The sequence below is a fragment of the Sinimarinibacterium arenosum genome, from assembly GCF_005047655.1.
In the GTDB taxonomy this organism is placed as follows: domain Bacteria; phylum Pseudomonadota; class Gammaproteobacteria; order Nevskiales; family Nevskiaceae; genus Solimonas.
The window spans coordinates 631,097-653,052 of the sequence record NZ_SUKF01000001.1 but is presented as its reverse complement, the minus strand read 5'-3'; the positions used below and the strand labels follow the sequence as shown (position 1 = coordinate 653,052).

At 63.1% G+C, this 21,956-nt stretch carries 18 protein-coding genes; 3 read left to right on the top strand and 15 right to left on the bottom strand.

The annotated features are described in order from the left end of the window. Window position 1: 1 nt before the first annotated feature. Window positions 2-1,126 carry an acyl-CoA dehydrogenase family protein gene (locus tag E4T66_RS03065; protein WP_136847524.1) on the top strand — a complete coding sequence of 375 codons (1,125 nt, stop codon included), beginning with the start codon at window positions 2-4 and terminating at the stop codon, window positions 1,124-1,126. A gap of 236 nt (window positions 1,127-1,362) precedes the next feature. Here the strand turns inward: E4T66_RS03065 and E4T66_RS03060 are convergent, their stop codons facing one another. The 5 genes from E4T66_RS03060 to E4T66_RS03040 form a co-directional block, all read right to left on the bottom strand. Next, on the bottom strand, window positions 1,363-2,568 hold the full coding sequence (locus E4T66_RS03060) for an EAL domain-containing response regulator (RefSeq protein WP_136847418.1): 1,206 nt from the start codon (window positions 2,566-2,568) through the stop codon (window positions 1,363-1,365). Between the two features lie 99 nt (window positions 2,569-2,667). Further along, window positions 2,668-3,027 carry a hypothetical protein gene (locus tag E4T66_RS03055; protein ID WP_136847417.1) on the bottom strand — a complete coding sequence of 120 codons (360 nt, stop codon included), beginning with the start codon at window positions 3,025-3,027 and terminating at the stop codon, window positions 2,668-2,670. Window positions 3,028-3,214: 187 nt separating this feature from the next. After that, window positions 3,215-6,061 carry a beta strand repeat-containing protein gene (locus tag E4T66_RS03050; RefSeq protein WP_136847416.1) on the bottom strand — a complete coding sequence of 949 codons (2,847 nt, stop codon included), beginning with the start codon at window positions 6,059-6,061 and terminating at the stop codon, window positions 3,215-3,217. A 93-nt stretch (window positions 6,062-6,154) separates the two neighbouring features. Then, the gene (locus E4T66_RS03045; protein ID WP_136847415.1) at window positions 6,155-7,786 is read right to left on the bottom strand and encodes a phytoene desaturase family protein; all 1,632 of its coding nucleotides are present in this window, start codon (window positions 7,784-7,786) and stop codon (window positions 6,155-6,157) included. Beyond that, a complete protein-coding gene (locus E4T66_RS03040; protein WP_136847414.1) occupies window positions 7,786-8,865 on the bottom strand; it encodes an SMP-30/gluconolactonase/LRE family protein in 1,080 nt (359 codons plus the stop codon). Before E4T66_RS03040 ends, E4T66_RS03045 begins: the two co-directional genes overlap by 1 nt. Before the next feature lie 220 nt (window positions 8,866-9,085). On the opposite strand from E4T66_RS03040, the gene E4T66_RS03035 reads away from it, so the two are divergent. Next, window positions 9,086-10,735, top strand: coding sequence for an AMP-binding protein (locus tag E4T66_RS03035; protein WP_136847413.1), 1,650 nt, complete (start codon window positions 9,086-9,088; stop codon window positions 10,733-10,735). 121 nt (window positions 10,736-10,856) lie between these two features. Here E4T66_RS03035 and purU read toward each other — a convergent pair whose 3' ends face one another. The 10 genes from purU to gatC form a co-directional block, all read right to left on the bottom strand. Beyond that, window positions 10,857-11,726: a formyltetrahydrofolate deformylase gene (gene purU, locus E4T66_RS03030; protein ID WP_136847412.1), complete on the bottom strand. Its 870-nt coding sequence runs from the start codon at window positions 11,724-11,726 to the stop codon at window positions 10,857-10,859. Between the two features lie 74 nt (window positions 11,727-11,800). Further along, on the bottom strand, window positions 11,801-13,093 hold the full coding sequence (locus tag E4T66_RS03025; RefSeq protein WP_136847411.1) for a thioredoxin family protein: 1,293 nt from the start codon (window positions 13,091-13,093) through the stop codon (window positions 11,801-11,803). Next, window positions 13,093-13,884: a hypothetical protein gene (locus E4T66_RS03020; protein WP_136847410.1), complete on the bottom strand. Its 792-nt coding sequence runs from the start codon at window positions 13,882-13,884 to the stop codon at window positions 13,093-13,095. Before E4T66_RS03020 ends, E4T66_RS03025 begins: the two co-directional genes overlap by 1 nt. After that, window positions 13,884-14,930: an SAM-dependent methyltransferase gene (locus E4T66_RS03015; protein ID WP_136847409.1), complete on the bottom strand. Its 1,047-nt coding sequence runs from the start codon at window positions 14,928-14,930 to the stop codon at window positions 13,884-13,886. Before E4T66_RS03015 ends, E4T66_RS03020 begins: the two co-directional genes overlap by 1 nt. Window positions 14,931-15,007: 77 nt before the next feature. After that, window positions 15,008-15,790, bottom strand: a complete 783-nt coding sequence (locus tag E4T66_RS03010; protein ID WP_136847408.1) for a DUF1295 domain-containing protein — start codon at window positions 15,788-15,790, stop codon at window positions 15,008-15,010. A 119-nt stretch (window positions 15,791-15,909) separates the two neighbouring features. Continuing rightward, the gene (locus E4T66_RS03005; protein WP_136847407.1) at window positions 15,910-16,374 is read right to left on the bottom strand and encodes an SET domain-containing protein-lysine N-methyltransferase; all 465 of its coding nucleotides are present in this window, start codon (window positions 16,372-16,374) and stop codon (window positions 15,910-15,912) included. A 19-nt stretch (window positions 16,375-16,393) separates the two neighbouring features. Next, a complete protein-coding gene (gene hslO / locus E4T66_RS03000; RefSeq protein ID WP_136847406.1) occupies window positions 16,394-17,263 on the bottom strand; it encodes an Hsp33 family molecular chaperone HslO in 870 nt (289 codons plus the stop codon). 3 nt (window positions 17,264-17,266) lie between these two features. Next, the gene (gene gatB / locus E4T66_RS02995) at window positions 17,267-18,715 is read right to left on the bottom strand and encodes an Asp-tRNA(Asn)/Glu-tRNA(Gln) amidotransferase subunit GatB (RefSeq protein WP_136847405.1); all 1,449 of its coding nucleotides are present in this window, start codon (window positions 18,713-18,715) and stop codon (window positions 17,267-17,269) included. Window positions 18,716-18,732: 17 nt separating this feature from the next. Next, a complete protein-coding gene (gene gatA / locus E4T66_RS02990) occupies window positions 18,733-20,196 on the bottom strand; it encodes an Asp-tRNA(Asn)/Glu-tRNA(Gln) amidotransferase subunit GatA (RefSeq protein WP_211242733.1) in 1,464 nt (487 codons plus the stop codon). A gap of 77 nt (window positions 20,197-20,273) precedes the next feature. Then, window positions 20,274-20,561: an Asp-tRNA(Asn)/Glu-tRNA(Gln) amidotransferase subunit GatC gene (gene gatC, locus E4T66_RS02985; protein ID WP_136847403.1), complete on the bottom strand. Its 288-nt coding sequence runs from the start codon at window positions 20,559-20,561 to the stop codon at window positions 20,274-20,276. A gap of 269 nt (window positions 20,562-20,830) precedes the next feature. On the opposite strand from gatC, the gene E4T66_RS02980 reads away from it, so the two are divergent. Further along, on the top strand, window positions 20,831-21,868 hold the full coding sequence (locus E4T66_RS02980; RefSeq protein ID WP_136847402.1) for a rod shape-determining protein: 1,038 nt from the start codon (window positions 20,831-20,833) through the stop codon (window positions 21,866-21,868). Window positions 21,869-21,956 lie beyond the last annotated feature (88 nt).

Below are 21,956 nucleotides of genomic sequence, written 5' to 3'. Positions count from 1 at the left end.
CATGACCGACGAGCTGCGGATGTTCCAGGACACCGCACGCCGCTTCATGGAAGCCGAGGTCGGGCCTCACGTCACACGCTGGGACGAGCAAGGCTGCGTCGATCGCGAACTATGGAACAAGGCCGGTGAGCTCGGGCTGCTGTGCCCGAGCATTCCCTCCGAGTATGGCGGTGGCGACGGCAATTTCGCGTTCGAGAAGATCCTGATCGAGGAACAGGCCAAGGTCGGCTGCAGCGCCTGGGGACTGTCTCTGCACAACGGCATCGTTGCGCACTACATCCTCAACTACGGCACCGAGGCCCAGAAAAAGGCGTGGCTGCCGAAGCTGGCGTCGGGCAAACTGGTCAGCGCGATTGCGATGACCGAGCCCGGCACAGGCTCCGATCTGCAGAGCGTGCGCACGACGGCCATTGCGGATGGTGACGACTACATCATCAACGGCCAGAAGGTGTTCATCACCAACGGCCAGCAGGCGGGCCTGATCATCGTCGTCGCCAAGACCAACCCGGAGGAGAAAGCCAAGGGGGTGTCGCTGATCGTGGTCGAGACCGACAAGGTCGACGGCTTCCGCCGCGGACGCAATCTGGAAAAGATCGGCATGCACGGCCAGGACACCTCGGAGCTGTTCTTCGAGAACGTGCGTGTGCCCAAATCCAATCTGCTTGGGCCGGGCGAAGGCATGGGCTTCGTGCAGCTGATGGAGCAGTTGCCGCAGGAGCGCCTGATCGTCGCCATTGCAGCGGTTGCGGCGATCGAACTGGCACTCGACATCACCACCACCTACGTCAAGGACCGCAAGGCGTTCGGCAAGCGCGTGATCGACTTCCAGAACACCCGCTTCCAGCTCGCCGAGGCGCGCACCGAGGCGACGCTCGGCCGCGTGCTGATCGAACGTTGCACCGAATTGTTGCTGGTCAAGAAACTCGATGCCGTCACTGCGGCCATGGCCAAGTACTGGACCACTGACAAACAGTTCGAGATCGCCGATCTGTGCCTGCAGCTGCATGGCGGCTACGGCTACATGGACGAGTATCCGATCTCGCGCCTGTGGCGGGATTCACGCGTCCAGCGGATCTACGGCGGCACCAACGAGATCATGAAAGAGTTGATCGGCCGCTTTCTCTAGTCAGTCATCACCGGGGCGACGCGCGAGCGTCGCCCCTTGCTGATGCCATCACGGCTTCGCGCAGGCCATGGCGGCCTGTCCCTTCCCTGAGCAAACACGACGTCGCGCCATCGCCGCACTGCGCCCAATGCCTGGCTCCGCATTCGCGTCGTCAACACGCATCTCGCGTCTGCCGCGCTTGGTGAACGCAGGACAGCCATCGGGACGGCAGGCGCACACGTTCAGTGCCGCGGGGTTCAGTGACGCAGGTGCTCCGCCCAGCGCTGAGCGAACAGAGGAATGCCGGTTGCCGGGACCGGGCGCGCGGCAACATAGCCCTGGGCAACGTCACAGCCCATATCCTCGAGCAGATGCCAGTCGACCCACGCTTCAACGCCCTCGGCGACGACATCCATGCGCAGACGTCGGCCGAGGTCAACGCTGGTTTCCAGAATCGAGCGCATGTCCTCATCACTGGACGCACCATTGACGAAAGAACGGTCGATCTTGAGCTCAGTGAATGGCAGGCGCTTGAGCCGCTTCAGGCTCGAATGTCCGGTGCCGTAATCATCGATCGACAGCTTGAAGCCTCGCAGGCGGAAGCGCGAAACAATGTGCAGAATCTCGGCACTGCCCATGACCTGACTCTCGGTCAGCTCCAGGGTAATGCGGTCGTTCGCTACGCCGGCACGCTGAGCCATCTCCTCAACGATGTCGGGAAGATCGAGCCGGCGGATCGCCAGGGTCGACATGTTGATCGCCATGCCGAGATCGAGGCCGCTGCGGTGCCAGATTCCCGCCTGGCTGATCGCCCGCTCCAGCACGCTCAGCGTCAGCTTGGTGATGCGCTGCGGGGATTCTTCAGCCAAGGGAATGAAGGCATCGGGCTCGATCACGCCATAAGCCGGGTGATGCATCCGCGCCAGGGCTTCTACGCCAGTGACGACGCGATCGGACAGGCGAATCTTGGGTTGGTAGTAGACATCGATGCGATCCGAGTGCAGGGCTTCATCCAGCTCCTCGCGCGTGATCATCAACGCCGGTCGCCGTGACGGAATCGCGCGCGCGCGACGAAAACGCTCGATCATCGCGGCGATCTGCGGCTGGCGGAACGGCTTGGAAATGGTGCCCAGCACCCGCAGACCGAGCTGCTCGGCCATATCCGCCACGGTCGCCATCAGCTTCGGATCCATGCCCGACAGCAGCACAATGCCGGCTTCCAGGCGACGCGTTGCCAGTCCCCGCATGGTTTCGACGCCGTCGACACCGGGCATTGCCAGATCACAGAACAACAGATCCACCGGCCATTCTGATTGTTCGATCCGCTGAAATGCCGAGACGCCGTCCTCCGCCTGCATCACCCGCCCGACGCCGAGGTCCTCCAGCATGGCGCTGACCAACTCGCGAATCGACGGGGAATCATCAACCACCAGAGCAGTCAGATCAGCATTGGTGGTTAGCATGGCGAAGCTCCAGGTAGACAAGCGATGACGTGCGGGCGCCTCACCACGGTGGGAACCCTGTCCGCACGGTAACGCCCGGACGCTGTGCCGTGACAGCGGTCAGCAGCGCGGGCGGGCATGGTTCGGCGTCGAACGGTGGACAAGCGGAGCAGACTCATCCGCACGCCGTTCACCGCCGCTCCAGTCCCTCGCCCCAGCTTCGGTACGACGACGGGCCTGACGCAGACTGCGCAAGTCTTCAAGATCTTCTTCTGCCGTGGGCAATCGGTAGGCCGCCGCCAGCAGACGCGCTGAGCCGGCTGCAGTCAGCACGACGTAGTTGCTGCCGTCGACCGGCTGCAGCGCCAACAGGCCGCGATGCAGCAGCAACCGCAGCGCATCACGGAAATCATCGTTGCGCAGGCCGGTCTGGTGCCACGCCTGCTCCAGCTCGTGCAACGAACGGCCTCGTTCAGGCACGGCCAATTTCGCGCTGCACAAGTCCAGCAACGCCCGCTCCAACGTCGTATCTGCCACCCGCATGGCGGTCTCTTTCTGGGTATCTGCAGATACAGCGGCCGCTGCCGTCAGATCTGAAGACCGCGGCAGACACAAAAAGGCCCCGGGCGAGCCAGTCGACCGGGGCCGGTATACCGCTTGTCGCTGACTAGAAAATCGAGCGGGTCAACGTCGTCGAAGCGTTCTTGCCGGAGGCGGCTGCGGTGATCGTGGTATTGCCGGGACTGCTTCCCGCTGTCGCCAGGCCTTTCGAACCATCCGCATTGGAGATCGTCGCAACGCTGGTGTTCGACGAACTCCAGATGGCGTCACGGGTGATGTCGAGGACCAAGGTGCTGCCGCCGTCGTCAAAATTGCCCGTCGCGGTGTACTGCAGCGTGTCACCGACTCCGAACGTCGCGTCGAGCGGCGAAACGGTGATCGACGTCAGGCCTCCGGGGATCACCGTCAGGCTCAGCGTTCCGGTCTTGCCGGCGTAATTGGCGACCACGGTGGTGGTTCCGGCGGTCACGCCCGCTGCGAGGCCCTTGTCGGTATCCGAATTGCCCACCGTCGCGGTTGCCGCACTCAGCGTGCTCCAGTCCACGTTCTGGGTGATGTCGATCTCCTGACCATCGCTGAACGCGCCAATCGCACGATGCTGCAGGTGGTAGCCGATCGCCACCTTGCGCTCGACCGAGGACTGCACCTCGATGCCCTGCAACACGGCCGCACTCACCGTCAGCGGCTGCGAACCGGACTTCATCGTGCCCGGATCCAGTGCCGTGATCGTGGCACTACCGGCCGCCTTGCCGAAGACCAAGCCCTTGCTCGTGCCACTGTTGCTGACCTCGGCAACCGCAGTATTGCTGCTGCTCCAGGTCACGGTATCGGTCAGATCCTGGGTCGTGCCATTCGAGTAATGTCCGGTCGCCGTCAGTTGGGTCGACAAACCCGCCGGCACGCTGGGATTGACCGGCGCAACGGTCACCGAATCAAGCACCGCCGCGGTTACCGTCAGGTCGGCCGTGTCGGAAATCGCCGCCGTTCCCGGCGCCGTCGCGGTGATCGTCACCACGCCCTCCCCGGTACCCGTCGCAAGTCCCGATTCGCCGGCAGCATTGCTGATCGTTGCGATCGTCTGATCTGCCGACGTCCACTGCACCAGCGAAGTCACATCACGCGAGCTGCCATCGGTGTAGGTCCCGGTCGCGGTGAACTGCGCGTTGCGACCGTTGGCCACACTCGTTGCCGCCGGAGCCACATCGATGCTGACCAGCTCTTCGGCGGTGACATTGAACGTCGCCGTACCTGAGACGTCGGTTGCCGTGTCGAGTGCGCGAATCGTGGCCGACCCGACTTCCAATGCTGTTGCCAGACCCTCACTGCCGCCGGCGTTGCTGACCTGCGCGACCCCGGTGGCACTGCTGCTCCAGGTCACAGAGGTGGTGATGTCCTGCACCGATCCATCGGTGAAGGTTCCCATCGCGGTGTACTGCTGCGTTTCGCCCTTCGGCGCCGTCGCCGTGGCCGGAGTCACTGCAATCGCCTGCACCACTGCCGCGGTGACCGTGACACTGGCGGAACCGCTGACCGCGTCACGCGTGGCAGTGATGTCGACCGGACCGCCGGGTGCAGCGGCCGTCACCACACCCTTTGATCCATCCGCATTGCTGACGCTGGCGGTCATGGAATCACTGCTGCTCCACGAGACCTGGGTGGTCAAATCCTGCGTCGTGCCGTCCGAGAACGTGCCCGTTGCAGTCAAAGCCCGGGTCAGTCCCTTGGGCAGGGTCACTGAAGCCGGAGTCACGCCGATCGCGGTCAGCGTGGCGTTGGTCACCGTCATCACGACCGTGGTGTACAACGAACCCGCCTGCGCACCGATCCCCACGATTCCAGGCGCGACGCCGGTGGCGACGCCTTCACTGCCGGCAACGTTGCTGATGGTTGCAATCGCGCTGTCGGAAGTGCTCCAGATCACGTCGCTGGTCACATCGCGGTGCGTGTTGTCGGAGAACAGGGCGGTCGCCGTGAACGGGCGATCAAATCCTGCGGCCAGCTTGCTGTCTGCCGGAGAAATCTGAATCGAGGTCATGACCGCGTCATTGACCGTGACCGTGGTGCTCCCGGTCATGCCATCGAAGCTTGCGGAAATGGTGGTTTCGCCGACCATCTTCGCTGCCGCGAGGCCCTTGGAGCCGTCGGCATTGCTGACATCCAGCACGTCGATGTCGCCGCTGACCCACGCGGCATCGTCGGTCAGATCCTGATTGCTGCCATCGGAGAACACACCAATCAGATTGAACTGCTGCGTGCTGCCGTTCGGAATCTCTGCATTCAGCGGCGTGATGTACACCTCTGTCAGCGCCACCGGCGTCACCGTCAGACCCGCCGAACTGTTTCGGCCCTGATAGCTCGCAGTGACCGTCGTCGTGCCCTGCGCAATCGCCGTTACGCGCCCACGCGTGCCCGCCGTGTTGCTGATCGTCGCCGCGCTGGAGTTCGAGGAAGTCCAGGTCGCCAACTCGGTGACATTCTGGGTGGACGAGTCGGAGAACAGGGCCGTCGCCGTGTATTGCAGCGTCGTGCCTTGTGCGGTCGTGGTCGATACCGGCGTCACCTCCAGCCGGGTGATCAGGACGCCCGAAACATTGACCACGGCGGTCGCGCTGAAGCCGGCAAACGAGGCGGTCACGGTAGTGCCGCCCGCGCTGACCCCGGTCACAACTCCGCGAGTGGATGCGGTGTTGGATACCGTGGCGACAGCAGGGTTACCGCTGATCCAATTGGCCTGTTCGGTGATATCCGCGAACGAGCCATCGGCGTAGTACAGCGTCGCGCTCAGCGCCTTGGTTGCGCCCGCCTCGATCGTCGAACTGACGGGCGTCACCGCAACATGATCGATATGGGCCGAATCGTTGCTGCTACTGCCACTGCTGCAGCCACTGACCAAGGTCAGCGCCGTCAGTCCCAGTACCCAGGCCTTGCCCAATGAAAAAAGCGCTGCTCGCATGGAATCCCCTCCAGAACCGCCCAATTTGAACGGATTAATCTCGCGAAGTGTACTCGACCTATCAGAAAACGAGCAGCCCGGCAGCCATTGAATTCAGTCTTGAAGCATTATCCCAGCAGCATTGCGGCCCGGGATTCCACTGACGCCGCCACCCGGGTGCGCGCCGGCGCCACAGAAGTACACGCCGGCGACCGGCGTGCGATAGTCGCTCCAGCCGGGCACCGGACGGAAGCCGAACAGCTGATGCAGGGGCATGGCGCCGTGGAAGATGTTGCCACCCGTGAGGGCAAAGCGACGTTCCAGATCCAGAGGCGACAGCACCTGCCGATGCAGCACTGCATCACGGAAGTTCGGCGCATAGGCGTCGACCGCATCGATGCAGCGATCGGCGAATGCGTCCTTGATCTCGTCCCAGTCAGCACCGGCCAGCTTGTAGGGTGCGTACTGAACAAACATCTGCACGATGTGATGCCCTGGCGGTGCCAGTGTGGTGTCGACCGAGGTCGGGATCGTCAACTCGATCACCGGATGACGTGACGGCAGACCACGGCGCGCGTCCTCATACGCGGTCTCGATGTATTCCAGGGTCGGGCTGATATGGATCGTGCCTCGATGCTGCGGGCCGACCGCATCCTTCCCGGGGCAGCAGCGGAAATCCGGCAGTTCGCTGAGCGCCAGATTGATCTTCATCGATGCACTGGAATAGTCGATTCGCGCAACCGCCTCGCAAAAGGCCGGCGGCAGCACCGCCCGATCGAGCAGCTGCGTGAATGTCACCTCCGGTGTCGCATTGGACGCGATCTGCGCAGCGCCAATGCGCTCACCCGAAGCCAGCCGCACGCCCGTTGCGCGCCCGCCCTCGGTCTCGATACCGACCACCGCACAGCCTGTCCGGATTCGGGCTCCAGCATCTTCCGCCGCCTGGCGCACTGCCGCGGTCAGTGCGCCCATGCCGCCCTCAACATAGCCCCAGACCCCACGCGCCCCACCCGCCGTACCCATGACATGGTGCAGCAGCACATAGCCGGTCCCTGCAGCCGAAGGCGGCGCCATCGCGCCGATGATGGCGTCCGTCGCCAAGGTCGCCTTCAGCACGTCGGACTCGAACCAGCGGTCCAGAATCGGCCGTGCGGGTCCACTGAGCAGTTCCAGCGCCGACGGCAGGTCTGCGCCCAGCCGCTTCAATGCACGATGAAAGCGCCAGCCACGACGCAGGTTGGCCCAGCGTTGCGACAGGCTGCGCTGACGAAAATCCGCGGGCAGTGGCAGCAAATCCGGCGGCACGTCGTCGAGCACCGTCTCCAGCGCCTCTGCGATGCGCGTCAGCCACGCCTCGTAGCGCGGGTACGCCGCCGCATCGGCGGCCGAAAACTTGCTGATTTCCCGTTGATTCAGTTCAGCGTCCGGTCCCAGCAACAGATACCCGTCACCCGCCCCCGGCAACGGCGTGAACGACGACGGATTGCGCCCCAGCACACGATAGCCGTAACGGGCCAGCTGCAGCTCGCGCTCGATCGCTGGCTGCAGTAGCGAGATCAGGTACGACGCGGTTGATGCCCGGTAGCCCGGCGCAATGGCTTCAGTGATCGCAGCGCCGCCAACCACATCGCTGCGCTCCAGCACCAGCACCTTGCGGCCAGCACGAGCCAGATAGGCGGCGCAGACCAGACCATTGTGCCCGGCCCCGACAATGATGCAGTCGTAGTCCTCGGGCCGCTGCGGCATCAGCGCGGAACGTCCGCCAGCGGCCAGCCGAGGCGACCGATCGCCGTCGCGGTCAGGCTGCCGAAGTACAGCGCATCGCCAAATGCCTCGACGCTGGTGATCGGCGCATACGCGCCGTCGCTGGCGTCCTGCAGGTTGGCGACAACCTTGCCATCGAGATCCAGCGCCAGGGCCCAGCCGTGCATCACCGGCCCCGGCTGCAACGCCTTGGGCAAGCGCGACACAATTTTGCGCAGCGCCGGACGCGGCAGCAGCTCATCCAGCATCGCGGTGCGCGGCGCGTAGATTGCCAGCCAGAAGCGATCGTGTCCGTCAAAATTGATGTTGTCCGGAAAGCCGGGCAGATTGTCGATGAAGATGTCCGAGGTTCCCGCCTTGTCGCCCTTGAGCCAGTAGCGGCGGACGCGGTAAGCCGAGGTCTCATTGACCAGCACGTAGGCATCATCCGGGCCGACCGCGACTCCATTTGCGAAGTACAGATCCTTCAGCAGGGTGGTCGTCTGCCCCGTATCGAAATCGTATTGCAGCAAGCGACCGTTGGCGCCGTGCTCGAGCACGTCATCCATGACCTCATGCACGCCGAAGCGCGACGAAGCATCGCTGAAGAAAACCTTGTGTCCGTTACGCTGCGCGTCGACGTCGTCGACGAAGCGGAACGGCACGCCATCAGACTCTGTCGAAAGAATGTGCTGATTGCCCTTGGCGCTGATCTGCAATAGTCCTTTGACCGCGTCCGCCACCAATACGCCGCCGCGCGGCCCGAACCCGATTCCGAGCGGACGCCCCCCGGTGTTCGCCAGCTCCAGCCCACCGCTGCCATCCCGGTTGAACATCATCACGCGGCCGTCATCGTAGCCCGCGTAAATGCGCCCTGCGGCGTCTATGGCGATCCCCTCTGGTCCGCGGCCGACGCCCCCAGCCAGCCGCTGCATCGGCTTGAGCGCCTCGTTATACGCATAGGTCGGACCACTCGGCAGCACCGACGGTGTCCACGCCTGCGGGGCAATCCGCGCCGGCCACAGCAGCAGATAGGCCACCATTGCAATTAACACCAACGCCAGAAACCCCAACAATCGCATCCGCCCACTCCTTATATATATAGATTCCGGCATCGACCGGGACTCGGCGCAAGACCGTCACATGGCATCCACAGTCGCAGCGGCCCCCTGCTTTCCCACTTATAATGCCAGCCCTGTCGCGACCGGCACATGATGCCCGGCCCACGACACCGGTGCGACGTCTGGGGGAGACGACGCAGCGCGCTTTTTTTTGCCAGATCCAATCGTAACGGGGGCATGCATGTCGCTTAAGAATCCGGTTGAAATGTTGCTGCACTGGGCGCAGGAACGTCCCAACCAAACCTGGCTGCATCAACCGGTAGATGGGGTCTGGAAGAAGTACAGCTGGGCGGAATGCGACGCGCAGGTGCGCTCGATGGCCACGGCACTGCGACAATTGGGCCTGCCGGATGGCGCACGCATCGCGATCTCCGGACGCAATACCGCGCACTGGTTCATGGCCGATCTGGCGATTGCCATGGCCGGCTATGTCAGTGTCGGGCTGTACCCGAAGCAGGCGGCGGACGCCGTGCGCTACATTCTCGAGCACAGCGAAACCAAGGCATTGTTTGTCGGACCGATGCCCGACGTCGATGAATTCATGGGCGCGTTGCCCCAAGGCATCACCACGATTGGCTTCCCGTACGCGGATGTCCCCGGATGCGACAAGCAATGGGACGATCTGGTGCGCGCCAGCGAGCCGTTTGCCGGCTACCAGGCGCCGGACCCGGACTCGCTGCACACACTGATCTACACCTCCGGCACCACCGGCCACCCCAAAGGCGTGATGATCACCGGCGCGAATATGATGTTCGCGACCCAAGGGCTCCTCAAGACCATGCCGGCGCAAGGCCAGGAGCGCTTCTTCTCGTATCTTCCGCTGGCACACGCCTTCGAACGCGGCGCACTGGAGCTGGCCTCGCTGTATCTGGGCGCCGAGGTGTTCTTCCTCGAAAACCTCGACAAGCTCGCAGAACAGCTCAAGGAAGTCGCACCGACACGCTTTTTCGGCGTCCCGCTGGTCTACAACCGCATTCAAGCCGGCATTCTGAAGAAGATGCCGCAGGCCAAGCTCGACCGCCTGCTGAGGATTCCGGTGCTGTCGACCTACGTCAAGAAGAAGATCCGCCAGGGTGCCGGCCTGCAGAACGCACGCTACCTGTTCGTCGGCGCCGCACCAATGCCGATTCCGCTGATGCAGTGGTTCGAGAAAGTCGGCATCACCGTGCTGCAGGGCTACGGCATGACCGAAAACAATATCTACGCGACGGCGAACCTGCCCGGCGCCAATCGCATCGGTTCCGTCGGTCGCGCGATGCCGGGCGCGGACATGCGGATCGCCGACGACGGCGAGATCCAGTACAAGCACCCGGCAGTGACACCCGGTTACTACAAGGACCCGGAGAAAACCGCCGAGCTGTTCACCGCCGACAGCTGGCTGCGCACCGGCGACAAGGGCCGCATCGACGAAGACGGCTATCTGTACATCACGGGCCGCACCAAGGACATCTTCAAGACCCTGAAGGGCAAATATGTCGCACCGGCACCGATCGAAGGCGCGCTGTCGCGCAATACCGATATCGATCAGCTGTGCTTCGTCGGCGCAGGCCTGAAGCAGCCAATCATGGTGGTCACGCTGTCTGCGGGCGGCATGACCAAGCCGCGTGAAGCAATCGAAGCCGAACTGAAGGCCGACATGGATGCCGTCAACGCATCGCTGGAGCCACACGAGCAGATCGCCAAGGTCATCGTGGCACGTGAGCCGTGGTCGATCGACAACGGCATCATGACGCCAACGATGAAGGTCAAGCGCAACGAAGTCGAGAAGAAATTCACCGCGCTGCTGGAACAGCACGCCAACGACTACAAGACCAAGGTCGTCTGGGAGTGAGCCCGGGATTTCAAGGATGGCCTGTGGCCATCCTTGCTGGGTGAACGGACGGGGTTGGTGCCCCGCCCAGAAGTCGAAGCAAAATGCCGCCTCCCAGGCCGCACTTTCATGTCCGCAACGCCTAGGTGAACACGATCGTCTTGTTGCCGTTGACGATGATGCGATCCTCGACGTGCCAACGCACCGCTCGCGCCAGCACCTGACGTTCGAGATCGCGCCCCAACTCGCGCAAGTCCGGGACTTCACGACGGTGGGACACACGCGCCGTGTCCTGCTCGATGATCGGTCCCTGGTCCAGATCCGCGGTGACGTAGTGCGCCGTCGCCCCGATCAGCTTGACGCCGCGATCATAGGCCTGGCGGTACGGATCCGCTCCGGCGAACGCTGGCAGAAACGAGTGATGGATATTGATGATGCGGCTCGGAAAGCGCTCGACAAAAGCCGGTGACAGGATGCGCATGTAGCGCGCCAGCACCAGAAAATCCGCTGACGATTCCAGCAATGCCAGCATCCGCTGCTCGGCATCCGCGTGTGTGGCGGCATCGATCGGCACGTGCTCGAAGCGCACGCCGAAGCGCTCGACCGCATCGCGCAAATCCGCATGATTCGAGATCACCAGCGGGATATCGACCGCCAGCTCCCCGCGCTGCCAGCGCCACAGCAATTCCATCAGGGCGTGGTCGTGTCGCGACACCAGAATGGCCATGCGCGGACGCTCGACCGCATAGCTGACGTGCCAGTTCATGCCGAAACCCTGGGCAACCGTCTGATCGAACGCTGCCGGCAGCACGTCACGCGGGACGTCCAGATGTGGCGTCTGGAACTCCAGCCGCATGAAGAAGCGCCCGCCCTCGGGATCGGTCGAATGCTGGTCCAGCTCGGTGATGTTGGCGCCGTGATCGAACAGAAAGCGCGTGACCGCGGCAACGATGCCCGGGCGGTCCGGACAGGCAATCAGCAGACGTGCGGTGGTATCAACTTCGACAGTCATGGGCTCGACATCAATCCTCGCGGTCGCGCTTTATACCGCTTCCGCGACGACTCCGCGATTCGGTCGCACACGCCCTACCCTTTGGGGTCGAGCAAAGCCTTGAGCGCCGCAGCCTCGGCCTCGAACCAGGGACCATTGGCCTTCAGGGTCTGCGCCACAACTTTTCGCGCGTCGCGATCACGCCCCAGCTGCTGTAATGCCTGCACCCGTTGCTCGGCGACCTTGAGGCGATTGATCCCGTACGCCTGCTTTGCCGCGCGTTCCAGATACGGCAACGCGGCTTCGGCAGCGCCGCGCGCCAGCAGACTGCGGCCGTAGCGGAACGGATAGACGTAGTCATCGGGATAGGCCTTGATCAGCTCGACCATCAGCGCATCGAGTTCATCAACGCTGCCGTAGCGTTCCAGATAGACCCGCAGGTTGTCAGCCAGATTGCGGTCAGACGCCAGGTTCTCGCCAACGCTGCGACGCGCCTGGTCAATAGCCCGTTTGAGCAATGCGTCGGCCGCGCCGGTATCTCCAATGGCCTGATACAGATCGACCGCGGTCAACACGATCGAGCGCTGATCGGCACAGGCTTTCGCCCCGAACACCCCGGATTCAACCAGCTGCGACATCGCCGCTCGCTGGTTCCGCAGCAGATCGCGTGAGTCGGACTGCTCACCGGCGCACGCCAGGTAGCGCTGCAACTCATACGGGCGTTCACAACCGAGATCGCCTGCCAACACCTCGGAGCCGTCAGCCAGACAGGCCCACGTGTCCTTGGCTGCGGCATCCTGGATCAGCTTGAGCCGGGCCAGGGTCAGGCGCACACCCGGATCCTGGTCCAGCTTTGCACGCAGTTCCGGTGTCAGCTCCGCATACCAGTCCAGCCCACCATCGGCATCCTGCCGGGCCAGAAAGGCCGCGAGCACCTTGTGCGCGGCGGCAGGCGCGGCTGCATCGCCGCGACGCGCTGCAAGCTTCAGCGCATCGACGCTGTCGCCATGATCCAGCAACGCCTTCAGCGTCGAATAGAAATCTGCGCGGGTCTGCTCGCCGAGGATGCGTCCGATTTCGCCGCCCTGAGCATCCAACACCAGATATGCCGGCAGCGCCTTGATATCCCACCGCGCCATCAATGCAGCGCCGTCCGGCGCATCGGCATCGGCTTCAATAACCACCGCACGTTTGCCGACCGCAGTCCATTCAGGGCCGGTCAATACATGGCTGGCCATGTAATAGCAGGAATAGCACCATGGGGCATGGAAATCGACGATGACCGCCGAACCCTGCACACCCGCACGGGCCAGTGCCGCCTGCAACGGATCAGCCGCAGATGAGGTGCCGGCCGCAGCAGCACCCTGTGTGACAACGGCAAGGGTCATCAACAAACAGCTGAGGAGGTTTCGCACTCAAGCTCCAGCGGCGGCAGTTGCGCCACTTCTTTGGGAGGCTTTGAATAGTACGCGATGCGCGCCACATAGGCCTCGCCTGTCGCAGGATCACGCAGATTCGAAATGCCGCGATATTCCAGCAGATCCCGTGTCTGCGGATCGTAAGTCAGCTCCAGTGGATCAATCAGCAGCCGGAACAGGGAGTCGAGCTCGACCTTGAAGCGGACAGCGTCGCGACCCTCGAAGCGAGTGTCGTCAATCCGGCGCGCGCGGAACTTGAACGCATCCAGACTGCCGGCGACCACCATGCGGAAATGCACTGTCTCGCCGCGCATCAAATCACCGAAGTGCGCAAGCAGGTAGCTGTGAAACCCGGAATCAGCCGTCATGTCCGCACCTTGCTCGAGCGGCTTCTGCTCCAGCTTTCCGCCGGCGCCGACTCGCCGCTGCATCTGGATCATGCTGCCGTTGTCGGTGATCGCCTCGACATACATTGGGCGCTGCAATGCCATCCGATAGACCGGAACGAACGTATCACCACTGAAGTCGAGCCGCTTGATGCCCAGCGAGCTGCCATCGGGTGCGTAATAACTGATCGTTCCCCCGACCCACTGATCGCCCTCGATGCGCTGGCGATGTACCTCGGTATACAGATAGCGGCCACTCTGCAGGTCATAGGCATAGCCGTAGAACGCCCGGACTTCAGTCTGCGCGGAACCGTCTGCAGCGGCGAGCATCGGGATCAGCGTCAATAGAACCAGTGCACGTCGAAGCCTCAGCATCACTTCAGCCTCCGCGGCTCGAACAGATAGTGGGCGACACCCCACTCGTTGCCGCCGGCGTAACCGAACAACTCGGCCACAGCCATGTAGAACATGCGCCAGCGCTGAAACCAGACGGTGGCATCGCGCTCGCCGTAGCCGCGCCGGAACACGTCCATGATGGCGTCGCGATTGGCATCCATCCCTGCCAGCCAGTGGTTTGCGGTGCGCTCGTAGTGCGTACCGCTGACCCACCACTGCTGCTGCAGTTTCAGATCATCCTGAAAATTCAACAGCAGATTCTCGCTCGGCATGGTGCCCCCGGTGAAAAAGTACTGGCTCATCCAGTCAGTCTGATTCTCCACCTGGAAATGGTAGGCCAGCAGCTTGTGCACGAAGATATGAACGAACAACTTGGCGTCCGGCTTCATCCAGCGCGCGATCTTGGCCAGCAGCAGGCCGTAGTTCTTCATGTGCTCGAACATTTCGATTGACAGCACGCGATCGAACTGGGCCTGATCGGCAGAGAACTCAAAATCGACGATATTGCCGGTGACGATCGACAGATTGCCCAGGCCACGTTCCGCAGCACGCGCGAGGATGTCGGCGCGTTGTCCATGGGAATTGGACAGACCGATCACCTGTGAATTCGGGTACCGTTCGGCCAGCCACAGCGACAGCGAACCCCACCCGCACCCGAGATCCAGCATGCGCTGGCCGTCGACCAGCCCCGCTCGTTCTGCGTAGAGCCGGAACATCAGTTCCTCGGCCTGCGCCAGGGTTTCGCGGCCGGTCGGATACAGCGCACAGGAGTACTTCAACCTCGGTCCGAGGTGCCGATGGAAGAACTCCGCCGGCACCTCATAGTGCTGGTCGTTGGCAGCGCCGGTTTCCACTGCAATCGGACTGGCGCGCAGTTCGGCCAGAAACTGATTGAAGCGCTGTGATCTGCGCTCCCCGTCACCGTTGTTCTCATCCCGCAGGCGCCGTTTCATCAGCTGCTGCATGCCCAGTCGGGCCAGACGATCGGGCACACGCCCGCGCTCACACCAGTCGATGAGATTCATCCAAACACTCCGCTATTTCGAATTGCGCGCCCGAAGACGGGCCGCGCCGTGGGATTAACCGGTCGGCGTCGCGGCGGTCAGCCGTGCCGTGGCGGCCATGGAATCAATGCGTTGGTCGTGCGCACATAGTCGGCGTAGCCGCGCTTGCGCTGAATCATTTCCGCTTCCAGCAGCGGCACCCCGGACAGTCGCATCAACAGAAACGCCATCACCGCGGGGGCCGCCAGCGAGATCCAGCCCCACGGCGCACCCCAGGCCAGCGGCACATACGCAAGCCAGTGCAGACACTCGAAGAAGTAGTTGGGATGCCGCGAATAGCGCCACAGTCCGCGCCGGCAAACACGTCCACTGTTCATGGGGTCGGCACGAAAACGGGCCATCTGCAGGTCAGCCACTGCCTCGCCGACCACAGCCAGCACCCAGATCGCGATCGCCGCCCCGAAAGCCGCTGCGGTGGGCAGGTCGGGACGAAACGCAACCGGCGCAAACGCTGCTGCCGACAACATCAGAGTGAACAGGTTCTGGAACTGAAAGAACCAGAACATGTTGCGATCGGCATGCATCCCCCAATCGGCGCGAAAGCGGGCGTAGCGCCAATCTTCCGGCTGCCGGTAATTACGGCGCCACAGATGCCATCCCAGTCGCAGACCCCAGACACCGCCCATCAACGCGAGCACCAGGCGCAGCTGGGGATCAGCGGTACCGAATCCGGCATAGACCAGCGCCAGAAAACCCAGTGTCCAGGCCCAGATGGCATCGACCAGACCGGCGTTGCGGCTGCGCAGCTGCCATCCCCACGCTGCCGATTTGGCAGCAACGGCAATGCAGGCGGTCAGCAGGAGTGTGTTTGAAAAAGTCATGGCATCGAGAAGTCCCAGATGCCTCACTATACGAAGCGGCCTGCACGCCGGATGCAGCAGCCGTACGTCCGCAAGGCCCCGGCCGCCGAACGGATGGGGCGGTACCGGCCCGGGGCTGCTCAGCGGGATATCAGACCGGCAATGCGCTGAGCGCTGTCCGAAAGGGCCTTGGCCCAGGGAAGTCCGACGATCTCGCGTCCGGTCTCGGCGTCGGTGAACGGCAGCCGCTCGCCGTCGCCAATGACATAGCGATAGTCCATCGTCACCTCGGTGCCGGCAGGCAGATCGCTCAGCGCAAAGATGAAGCCCAGGTGCCATTGCGCGGTCGGCCGGAACGAGTGGTTGACGTAGCACTCGTCCGACCACTCCGGCGTCAGCGAGAACTGGTCCTCGAACCAGCGCACGCTGGATTCGACTTCGATCGAATCCGGTGCGTACTGGCGCAGACGCGACTCCGACCACACCGTGTGCACATTGTCCGGCGCCACGATCACCGAACCGCGCGGGACCGGCTGATCAAGAAACAATCCTTTGCCCGCACCGGGAATCCGTGACGGTTCAATCTGATAGCGAGGCAGGATCATGCGTGAGTGAACCGGCGGCTCAGTGGCGGGTCAGGCTGTCGGGCTGCATCCGCGCAGCCAGGAACAATTCGTCCACGTCAGCACGGGTGAACTGGTACTCGCGACCGCAGAACTCGCAGGTCACGTCGACCTGGGCATGCTCTGCCAGATGCTCATTCAGCTCGTCCTCTCCCAGCGACAGCAACATCACCGCAATGCTCTTGCGGCTGCAGCGACACATCAGATTCACTGGTCGCGGCTCGTAGACGCGCAGCGCCTCCTCATGGAACAGCCGGCGCAGCAGGGTCTCGGCATCCACCGCCGCCAGCTCGGGCTCGCCCAGCGTGCCGAACAGGGCACAAACGTGATCCCAGTGATCCACACTGCTGTTCTTTTCACCCAGCGGCAGACGCTGCAGCACAATGCCGCGGATGCGACCGCCGTCGCTGGCCAGCAGCAGGCGTGACGGAATCTGCTCGGAGCGCTCGTAGTAGGCTTCCAGCGCCGACGCCAGGCTGTGTCCCTCGATGGCGACAGTGGCCTGATAATTCTGCTCGCCACGCTCCGGTTCCAGCAGCAAGCCCAGCAGACCGCCGTGCATCAGCTCTGCGAAATCTCCACTGGCATCGGCGTCCGCCTTGGCCATCGCGCGCACCTGCAGTCCGGCATCGATCTGCGCCACCAGCATCTTCAGCGCACGCTTGCCCTGAAACTGCAGGCTCATGCGCCCTTCGAACTTGGTATTGGCCGACAGCAGCGCCATCGCCGCCAGAGAGTGCGCCAGCAGGCGGCGCACGTCGGGTGGATACGGCCGCGCGCCCAGCATGTCCTCGACACCGCTGTCGAACTCGACAATGGCACCGCGAACCCCGAGCTCAGGCATCAGGAATTCATGCAGCGTGTTGGCCATGCTTCAGCCGGCAAGCTTGTCTTTGAGCAGACGATTGACCGCATCCGGGTTGGCCTTGCCGCCGCTGACGCGCATGACCTGGCCCACGAAGAAGCCGAACAGCTTGTCCTTGCCGCCGCGATAGTCAGCGAGCTGTTTGGGATTGGCTGCCATCACCTCGTCGATGACCTTGACGATCGCCGACTCGTCGGTGATCTGCACCAGTCCCTTGGCCTGGATGATTGCATCGGCATCGCCTTCGCCCGCAAGCATGGCCTCGAATACATCCTTGGCGATCTTGCCGGAAATGGTGCTATCGACAATGCGCGCGATCAGACCCGCCAGCTGCTCGGCACTGACCGGCGAGCTTTCAATGTCCTTGCCCAGCTTGTTCAGTGCGCCCAGCAAATCGGTGGTGACCCAGTTCGAGCAGGTCTTCGGGTCGGCGCCGGAAGCCTTGACCACGACTTCGTAGTAGTCGGCCAGCGCCTGCTCCCCGGTCAGGACGGTCGCGTCGTATTTCGGCAGCCCGAACTGCTCCATGAAGCGGTTGCGCTTGGCCTCCGGCAGCTCCGGCATCGTCGCACGCACGCGCGCGATATCGTCCTGTGTGACCACCACCGGCAACAGGTCCGGATCGGGGAAGTAGCGGTAATCGTTGGCGTCTTCCTTGGTCCGCATCGAGCGCGTTTCGCCGGTGCCCGGATCGAACAGCCGGGTTTCCTGCACGATGGTGCCGCCGGCCTCGATCACTTCGATCTGGCGCTCGATCTCGTATTCGATCGCCTTTTCAACATAACGGAACGAGTTGACGTTCTTGGTCTCGGTGCGGGTGCCGAACTTCTCGGTCCCGCGGCGACGCACCGAAACGTTGGCATCGCAGCGGAACGAACCTTCCTGCATGTTGCCGTCGCAGATGCCGAGATACACCACCAGCTGATGCAGCTTCTTCAGGTAGGCGACCGCTTCGGCGGCGGTGCGGATATCCGGCTCCGACACGATCTCGATCAACGGCGTGCCGGCGCGGTTGAGGTCGATGCCGCTGGTGCCGACGAAGCCTTCATGCATCGACTTGCCGGCGTCCTCTTCCATGTGTGCGCGGGTAATGCCGATGCGCTTCACCGAACCATCGCCGAGTTCGATGTCGAGATGGCCGTTACCGACGATCGGCAGCTCGTACTGCGAGATCTGATAGCCCTTGGGCAAATCCGGATAGAAGTAATGCTTGCGCGCGAAAACGCAGCGCTCGGCCACTTCGGCGTCCACCGACAGGCCGAACTTGATCGCCATCTGCAGCGCGGTGCCGTTAAGCACCGGCAGCACACCGGGCAGGCCCAGGGTCACCGCATCGGCCTGCGTGTTCGGCGCAGCGCCGTAGGTGGTCGAGGCGCCCGAGAAAATTTTCGTGTTGGTTCGCAGCTGGCAATGGACTTCGAGTCCGATCACCGCTTCCCATTCAGTATTGTGCGTCATGCTGTGCCGGGCCCCTGTTATGCGTAGCCGTGGGGACGTTGGGTGTGCCAGTCCGTTGCCTGCTGATACTGATGTGCAGCGTTCAGCAAACGTGCCTCGTCGAAGAAATTGCCCATCAGCTGCAGGCCGACCGGCAGGCCGTCGACGAATCCGCAGGACAGGCTCATCGCCGGAATGCCCGCAAGATTGGCGGCGATGGTGTAGATGTCGTTCAGGTACATCGACACCGGATCATCCGTCTTGGACCCGAGCTTGAACGCAATGTCCGTCGCGGTCGGTCCGAGAATCACGTCAACCGACGCGTAGGCGCGGCGGAAATCCTCGTAGATCAGCTTGCGGACTTTCTGCGCCTGCAGGTAGTAGGCATCGTAGTAGCCGTGACTCAGCACATAGGTGCCGATCATGATGCGACGCTGCACTTCGGCGCCGAAGCCTTCGCCGCGCGATCGCTTGTACAGCTGCTCCAGCGTCTTGACGCCGTCCGCACGGTGTCCGAAACGAACGCCGTCGTAGCGCGACAGGTTCGAGCTGGCCTCTGCCGGCGCCACGACATAGTAGGTCGGCACCGACAGCGGCGAGTTCGGCAGCGAGACTTCGGACACGACTGCCCCCAGCGCCTTGAACTGCTCGACCGCCGCCATCACGCGCTCGCGCACGCCGTCCGCCAGTCCTTCGGCGAAGTATTCCTTCGGCAGACCAATGCGCAGGCCCTTGATGGATTGGCCCAACCCACTGACCAGATCGTCGACCGGACGTTCGATGCTGGTGGAGTCCTTGGTATCGAAACCGGACATCGCCTGCAGCACATAGGCGGCATCCTCGGCGGTGCGCGCGACCACCCCCGCCTGATCGAGACTGGAGGCGAACGCGATCATGCCGAAGCGCGAAACCCGCCCGTAGGTCGGCTTGATGCCGGTCAGATTGGTCAGGGCAGCCGGTTGGCGGATCGATCCGCCAGTGTCTGTCGCCGTTGCCGCGGGCGCGAGGCCCGCCGCGACAGCCGCCACAGAGCCGCCAGACGAGCCGCCGGGCACGCGCTCAAGATCCCAGGGATTCTTGACCGGACCGTACCAGCTGGTTTCGTTGGACGAGCCCATGGCGAATTCGTCCATGTTGCACTTGCCCAGCATCACCATGCCGGCGCCGTCCGGAGCGTGCAGCTTGTCGACGATCGTCGCGTTATACGGCGCGACGAAACTGTCGAGCATCTTCGAGGCGCAGCTGGTACGCACGCCCTCGGTGCAGAAAATATCCTTCTGCGCCAAAGGAATACCCGTCAGCACGCCGGCATTGCCTGCAGCCAGTCGCGCGTCTGCCGCGTCCGCCTGCGCCAGCGCCACATCGGTGGTCACGGTGATGAAACTGTTGAGCGCCGGATCGAGGGACTCGATGCGGCCAAGATAATGCTGGGTCAGCTCGCGCGAAGAAAACTTCTTCGCCCGCAAACCCTCGGAAAGCTGCTTGATCGATAGCGTATGCATGGACATCACAGGTAATGATCAGGAGTGCAGTCGGCGCCGGCGGAGGAGGAGGACCGCCCCATCACCGGCCGGCTGCTCTATTCAATGACTTTGGGAACGATGTAGAGCCCGTCTTCCACCGCCGGAGCGATACTCTGGAAGACCTCGCGACGGTCGGATTCGGTCACCACATCCGGCCGCAGCCGCTGATGCATCTCCAGCGGGTGCGCCATCGGCTCGACCCCCGCCGTATCGGCACGCGTCAGCTGGCCCACCAGCTCAAGAATGCTGGAAAGCTGCTTGGCGTAGTGATCGGCCTGACCAGGCAGCATCTCCAGCCGGGCCAGGTGGGCAACTTGATTCAATTGTTCGATGCTCAGGCTCATGCGTGCGCTCTGGAGACTCTTTGTAGATCAATTATTTCAATGCCTTGGGGGCATGTATCGCGATGTAATGCCGGCACTTCCCCGATTTTGCGGGGCGCACATGCATCAATGCCTGCCCGGCCGGAAAAATCGTTTAAGATGTGCGGATGCACAATTCTAGCCCGAATGCTTGGCCTAGGGGGTCGCACTGCGATACAGGCCGGCATTCCAGGGTGAAATCTTGCTGACGTCTTCCATTCAAACTCAATAACTGCATCAGGCCCACCGCGATGTTCGACGCCGTTCGCCGTCTCTTTGTCAACGATCTTTCCATCGACCTCGGCACTGCCAACACTTTGGTGTATGTGCGCGATGAGGGCATCGTTCTGAACGAGCCTTCGGTCGTGGCCATCCGTATGGATGCCCGCGGCGCCAAGAAGGTTGAAGCTGTCGGTATCGAAGCCAAGCAAATGCTGGGCCGCACGCCGACCAACATCACCACCGTCCGCCCGCTGCGCGACGGCGTCATCGCCGACTACACCGTCACGGAGAAGATGCTGCAGCATTTCATCCGCAAGGTGCAGAAGGGCCGGATGATGCGCCCGATGACCCGCGTGGTCGTCTGCGTGCCCTACGGCTCGACCCAGGTTGAACGCCGCGCGATCCGCGAATCGGTCGAAAACGCTGGCGCGCGCAAGGTATGGGTCATTGAGGAGCCGATCGCCGCCGCACTGGGCGCCGGCATCCCGATCGGCGAGGCCCGCGGCTCGATGGTCGTCGACATCGGCGGCGGCACCTCGGAAGTGGCCGTGATCTCGCTTAATGGCATCGTCTACGCCGAATCCGTGCGCATCGGCGGCGACAAGTTCGACGAAGCCATCGTCAGCTACGTACGCCGTCAGTACAACATGCTGATCGGCGAAGCGACCGCCGAGCGCATCAAGATCCAGATCGGCACAGCGTTTCCGGGCCATGAAGTGCAGGAAATCGACGTCGTCGGCCGCCATCTGGCCGCCGGCGTTCCGCGCAACTTCACCATGAACTCCAACGAGATCCTGGATTCACTGCAGGAACCGCTGTCCGGCATCGTCAAGGCGGTCAAGCAGGCGCTGGAACGCACCCCGCCGGAACTGGGTTCCGACGTCGCCGAGCGTGGCATCGTCCTGACCGGCGGTGGCGCGCTGCTGCGCGACCTGGACAAGCTGATCTCCGAGGAAACCGGCCTGCCGGTCATCATCGCCGACGATCCGCTGACCTGTGTCGCCCGTGGCGGCGGCATGGTGCTCGACATGCTGGATCGGCAGTCCGATTTCTATAGCCTGGACTGATCTGAACACGGCACGCGCGCGGCCGGCCAGCCGCGCGTTGCCGCAGATCGCTGCGCCCCCTATCCTTTTGGCCACACCATAACGTAGC

Excerpts from the sequence above, each read along its gene's own strand:
- E4T66_RS03065 (WP_136847524.1), top strand. The coding sequence starts at position 2 with ATGACCGACGAGCTGCGGATGTTCCAGGACACCGCACGCCGCTTCATG.
- E4T66_RS03060 (WP_136847418.1), bottom strand. The coding sequence starts at position 2,568 with ATGCTAACCACCAATGCTGATCTGACTGCTCTGGTGGTTGATGATTCC.
- E4T66_RS03050 (WP_136847416.1), bottom strand. The coding sequence starts at position 6,061 with ATGCGAGCAGCGCTTTTTTCATTGGGCAAGGCCTGGGTACTGGGACTG.
- E4T66_RS03045 (WP_136847415.1), bottom strand. The coding sequence starts at position 7,786 with ATGCCGCAGCGGCCCGAGGACTACGACTGCATCATTGTCGGGGCCGGG.
- E4T66_RS03040 (WP_136847414.1), bottom strand. The coding sequence starts at position 8,865 with ATGCGATTGTTGGGGTTTCTGGCGTTGGTGTTAATTGCAATGGTGGCC.
- E4T66_RS03035 (WP_136847413.1), top strand. The coding sequence starts at position 9,086 with ATGTCGCTTAAGAATCCGGTTGAAATGTTGCTGCACTGGGCGCAGGAA.
- purU (WP_136847412.1), bottom strand. The coding sequence starts at position 11,726 with ATGACTGTCGAAGTTGATACCACCGCACGTCTGCTGATTGCCTGTCCG.
- E4T66_RS03025 (WP_136847411.1), bottom strand. The coding sequence starts at position 13,093 with ATGACCCTTGCCGTTGTCACACAGGGTGCTGCTGCGGCCGGCACCTCA.
- E4T66_RS03020 (WP_136847410.1), bottom strand. The coding sequence starts at position 13,884 with ATGCTGAGGCTTCGACGTGCACTGGTTCTATTGACGCTGATCCCGATG.
- E4T66_RS03015 (WP_136847409.1), bottom strand. The coding sequence starts at position 14,930 with ATGAATCTCATCGACTGGTGTGAGCGCGGGCGTGTGCCCGATCGTCTG.
- E4T66_RS03010 (WP_136847408.1), bottom strand. The coding sequence starts at position 15,790 with ATGACTTTTTCAAACACACTCCTGCTGACCGCCTGCATTGCCGTTGCT.
- E4T66_RS03005 (WP_136847407.1), bottom strand. The coding sequence starts at position 16,374 with ATGATCCTGCCTCGCTATCAGATTGAACCGTCACGGATTCCCGGTGCG.
- hslO (WP_136847406.1), bottom strand. The coding sequence starts at position 17,263 with ATGGCCAACACGCTGCATGAATTCCTGATGCCTGAGCTCGGGGTTCGC.
- gatB (WP_136847405.1), bottom strand. The coding sequence starts at position 18,715 with ATGACGCACAATACTGAATGGGAAGCGGTGATCGGACTCGAAGTCCAT.
- gatA (WP_211242733.1), bottom strand. The coding sequence starts at position 20,196 with ATGCATACGCTATCGATCAAGCAGCTTTCCGAGGGTTTGCGGGCGAAG.
- gatC (WP_136847403.1), bottom strand. The coding sequence starts at position 20,561 with ATGAGCCTGAGCATCGAACAATTGAATCAAGTTGCCCACCTGGCCCGG.
- E4T66_RS02980 (WP_136847402.1), top strand. The coding sequence starts at position 20,831 with ATGTTCGACGCCGTTCGCCGTCTCTTTGTCAACGATCTTTCCATCGAC.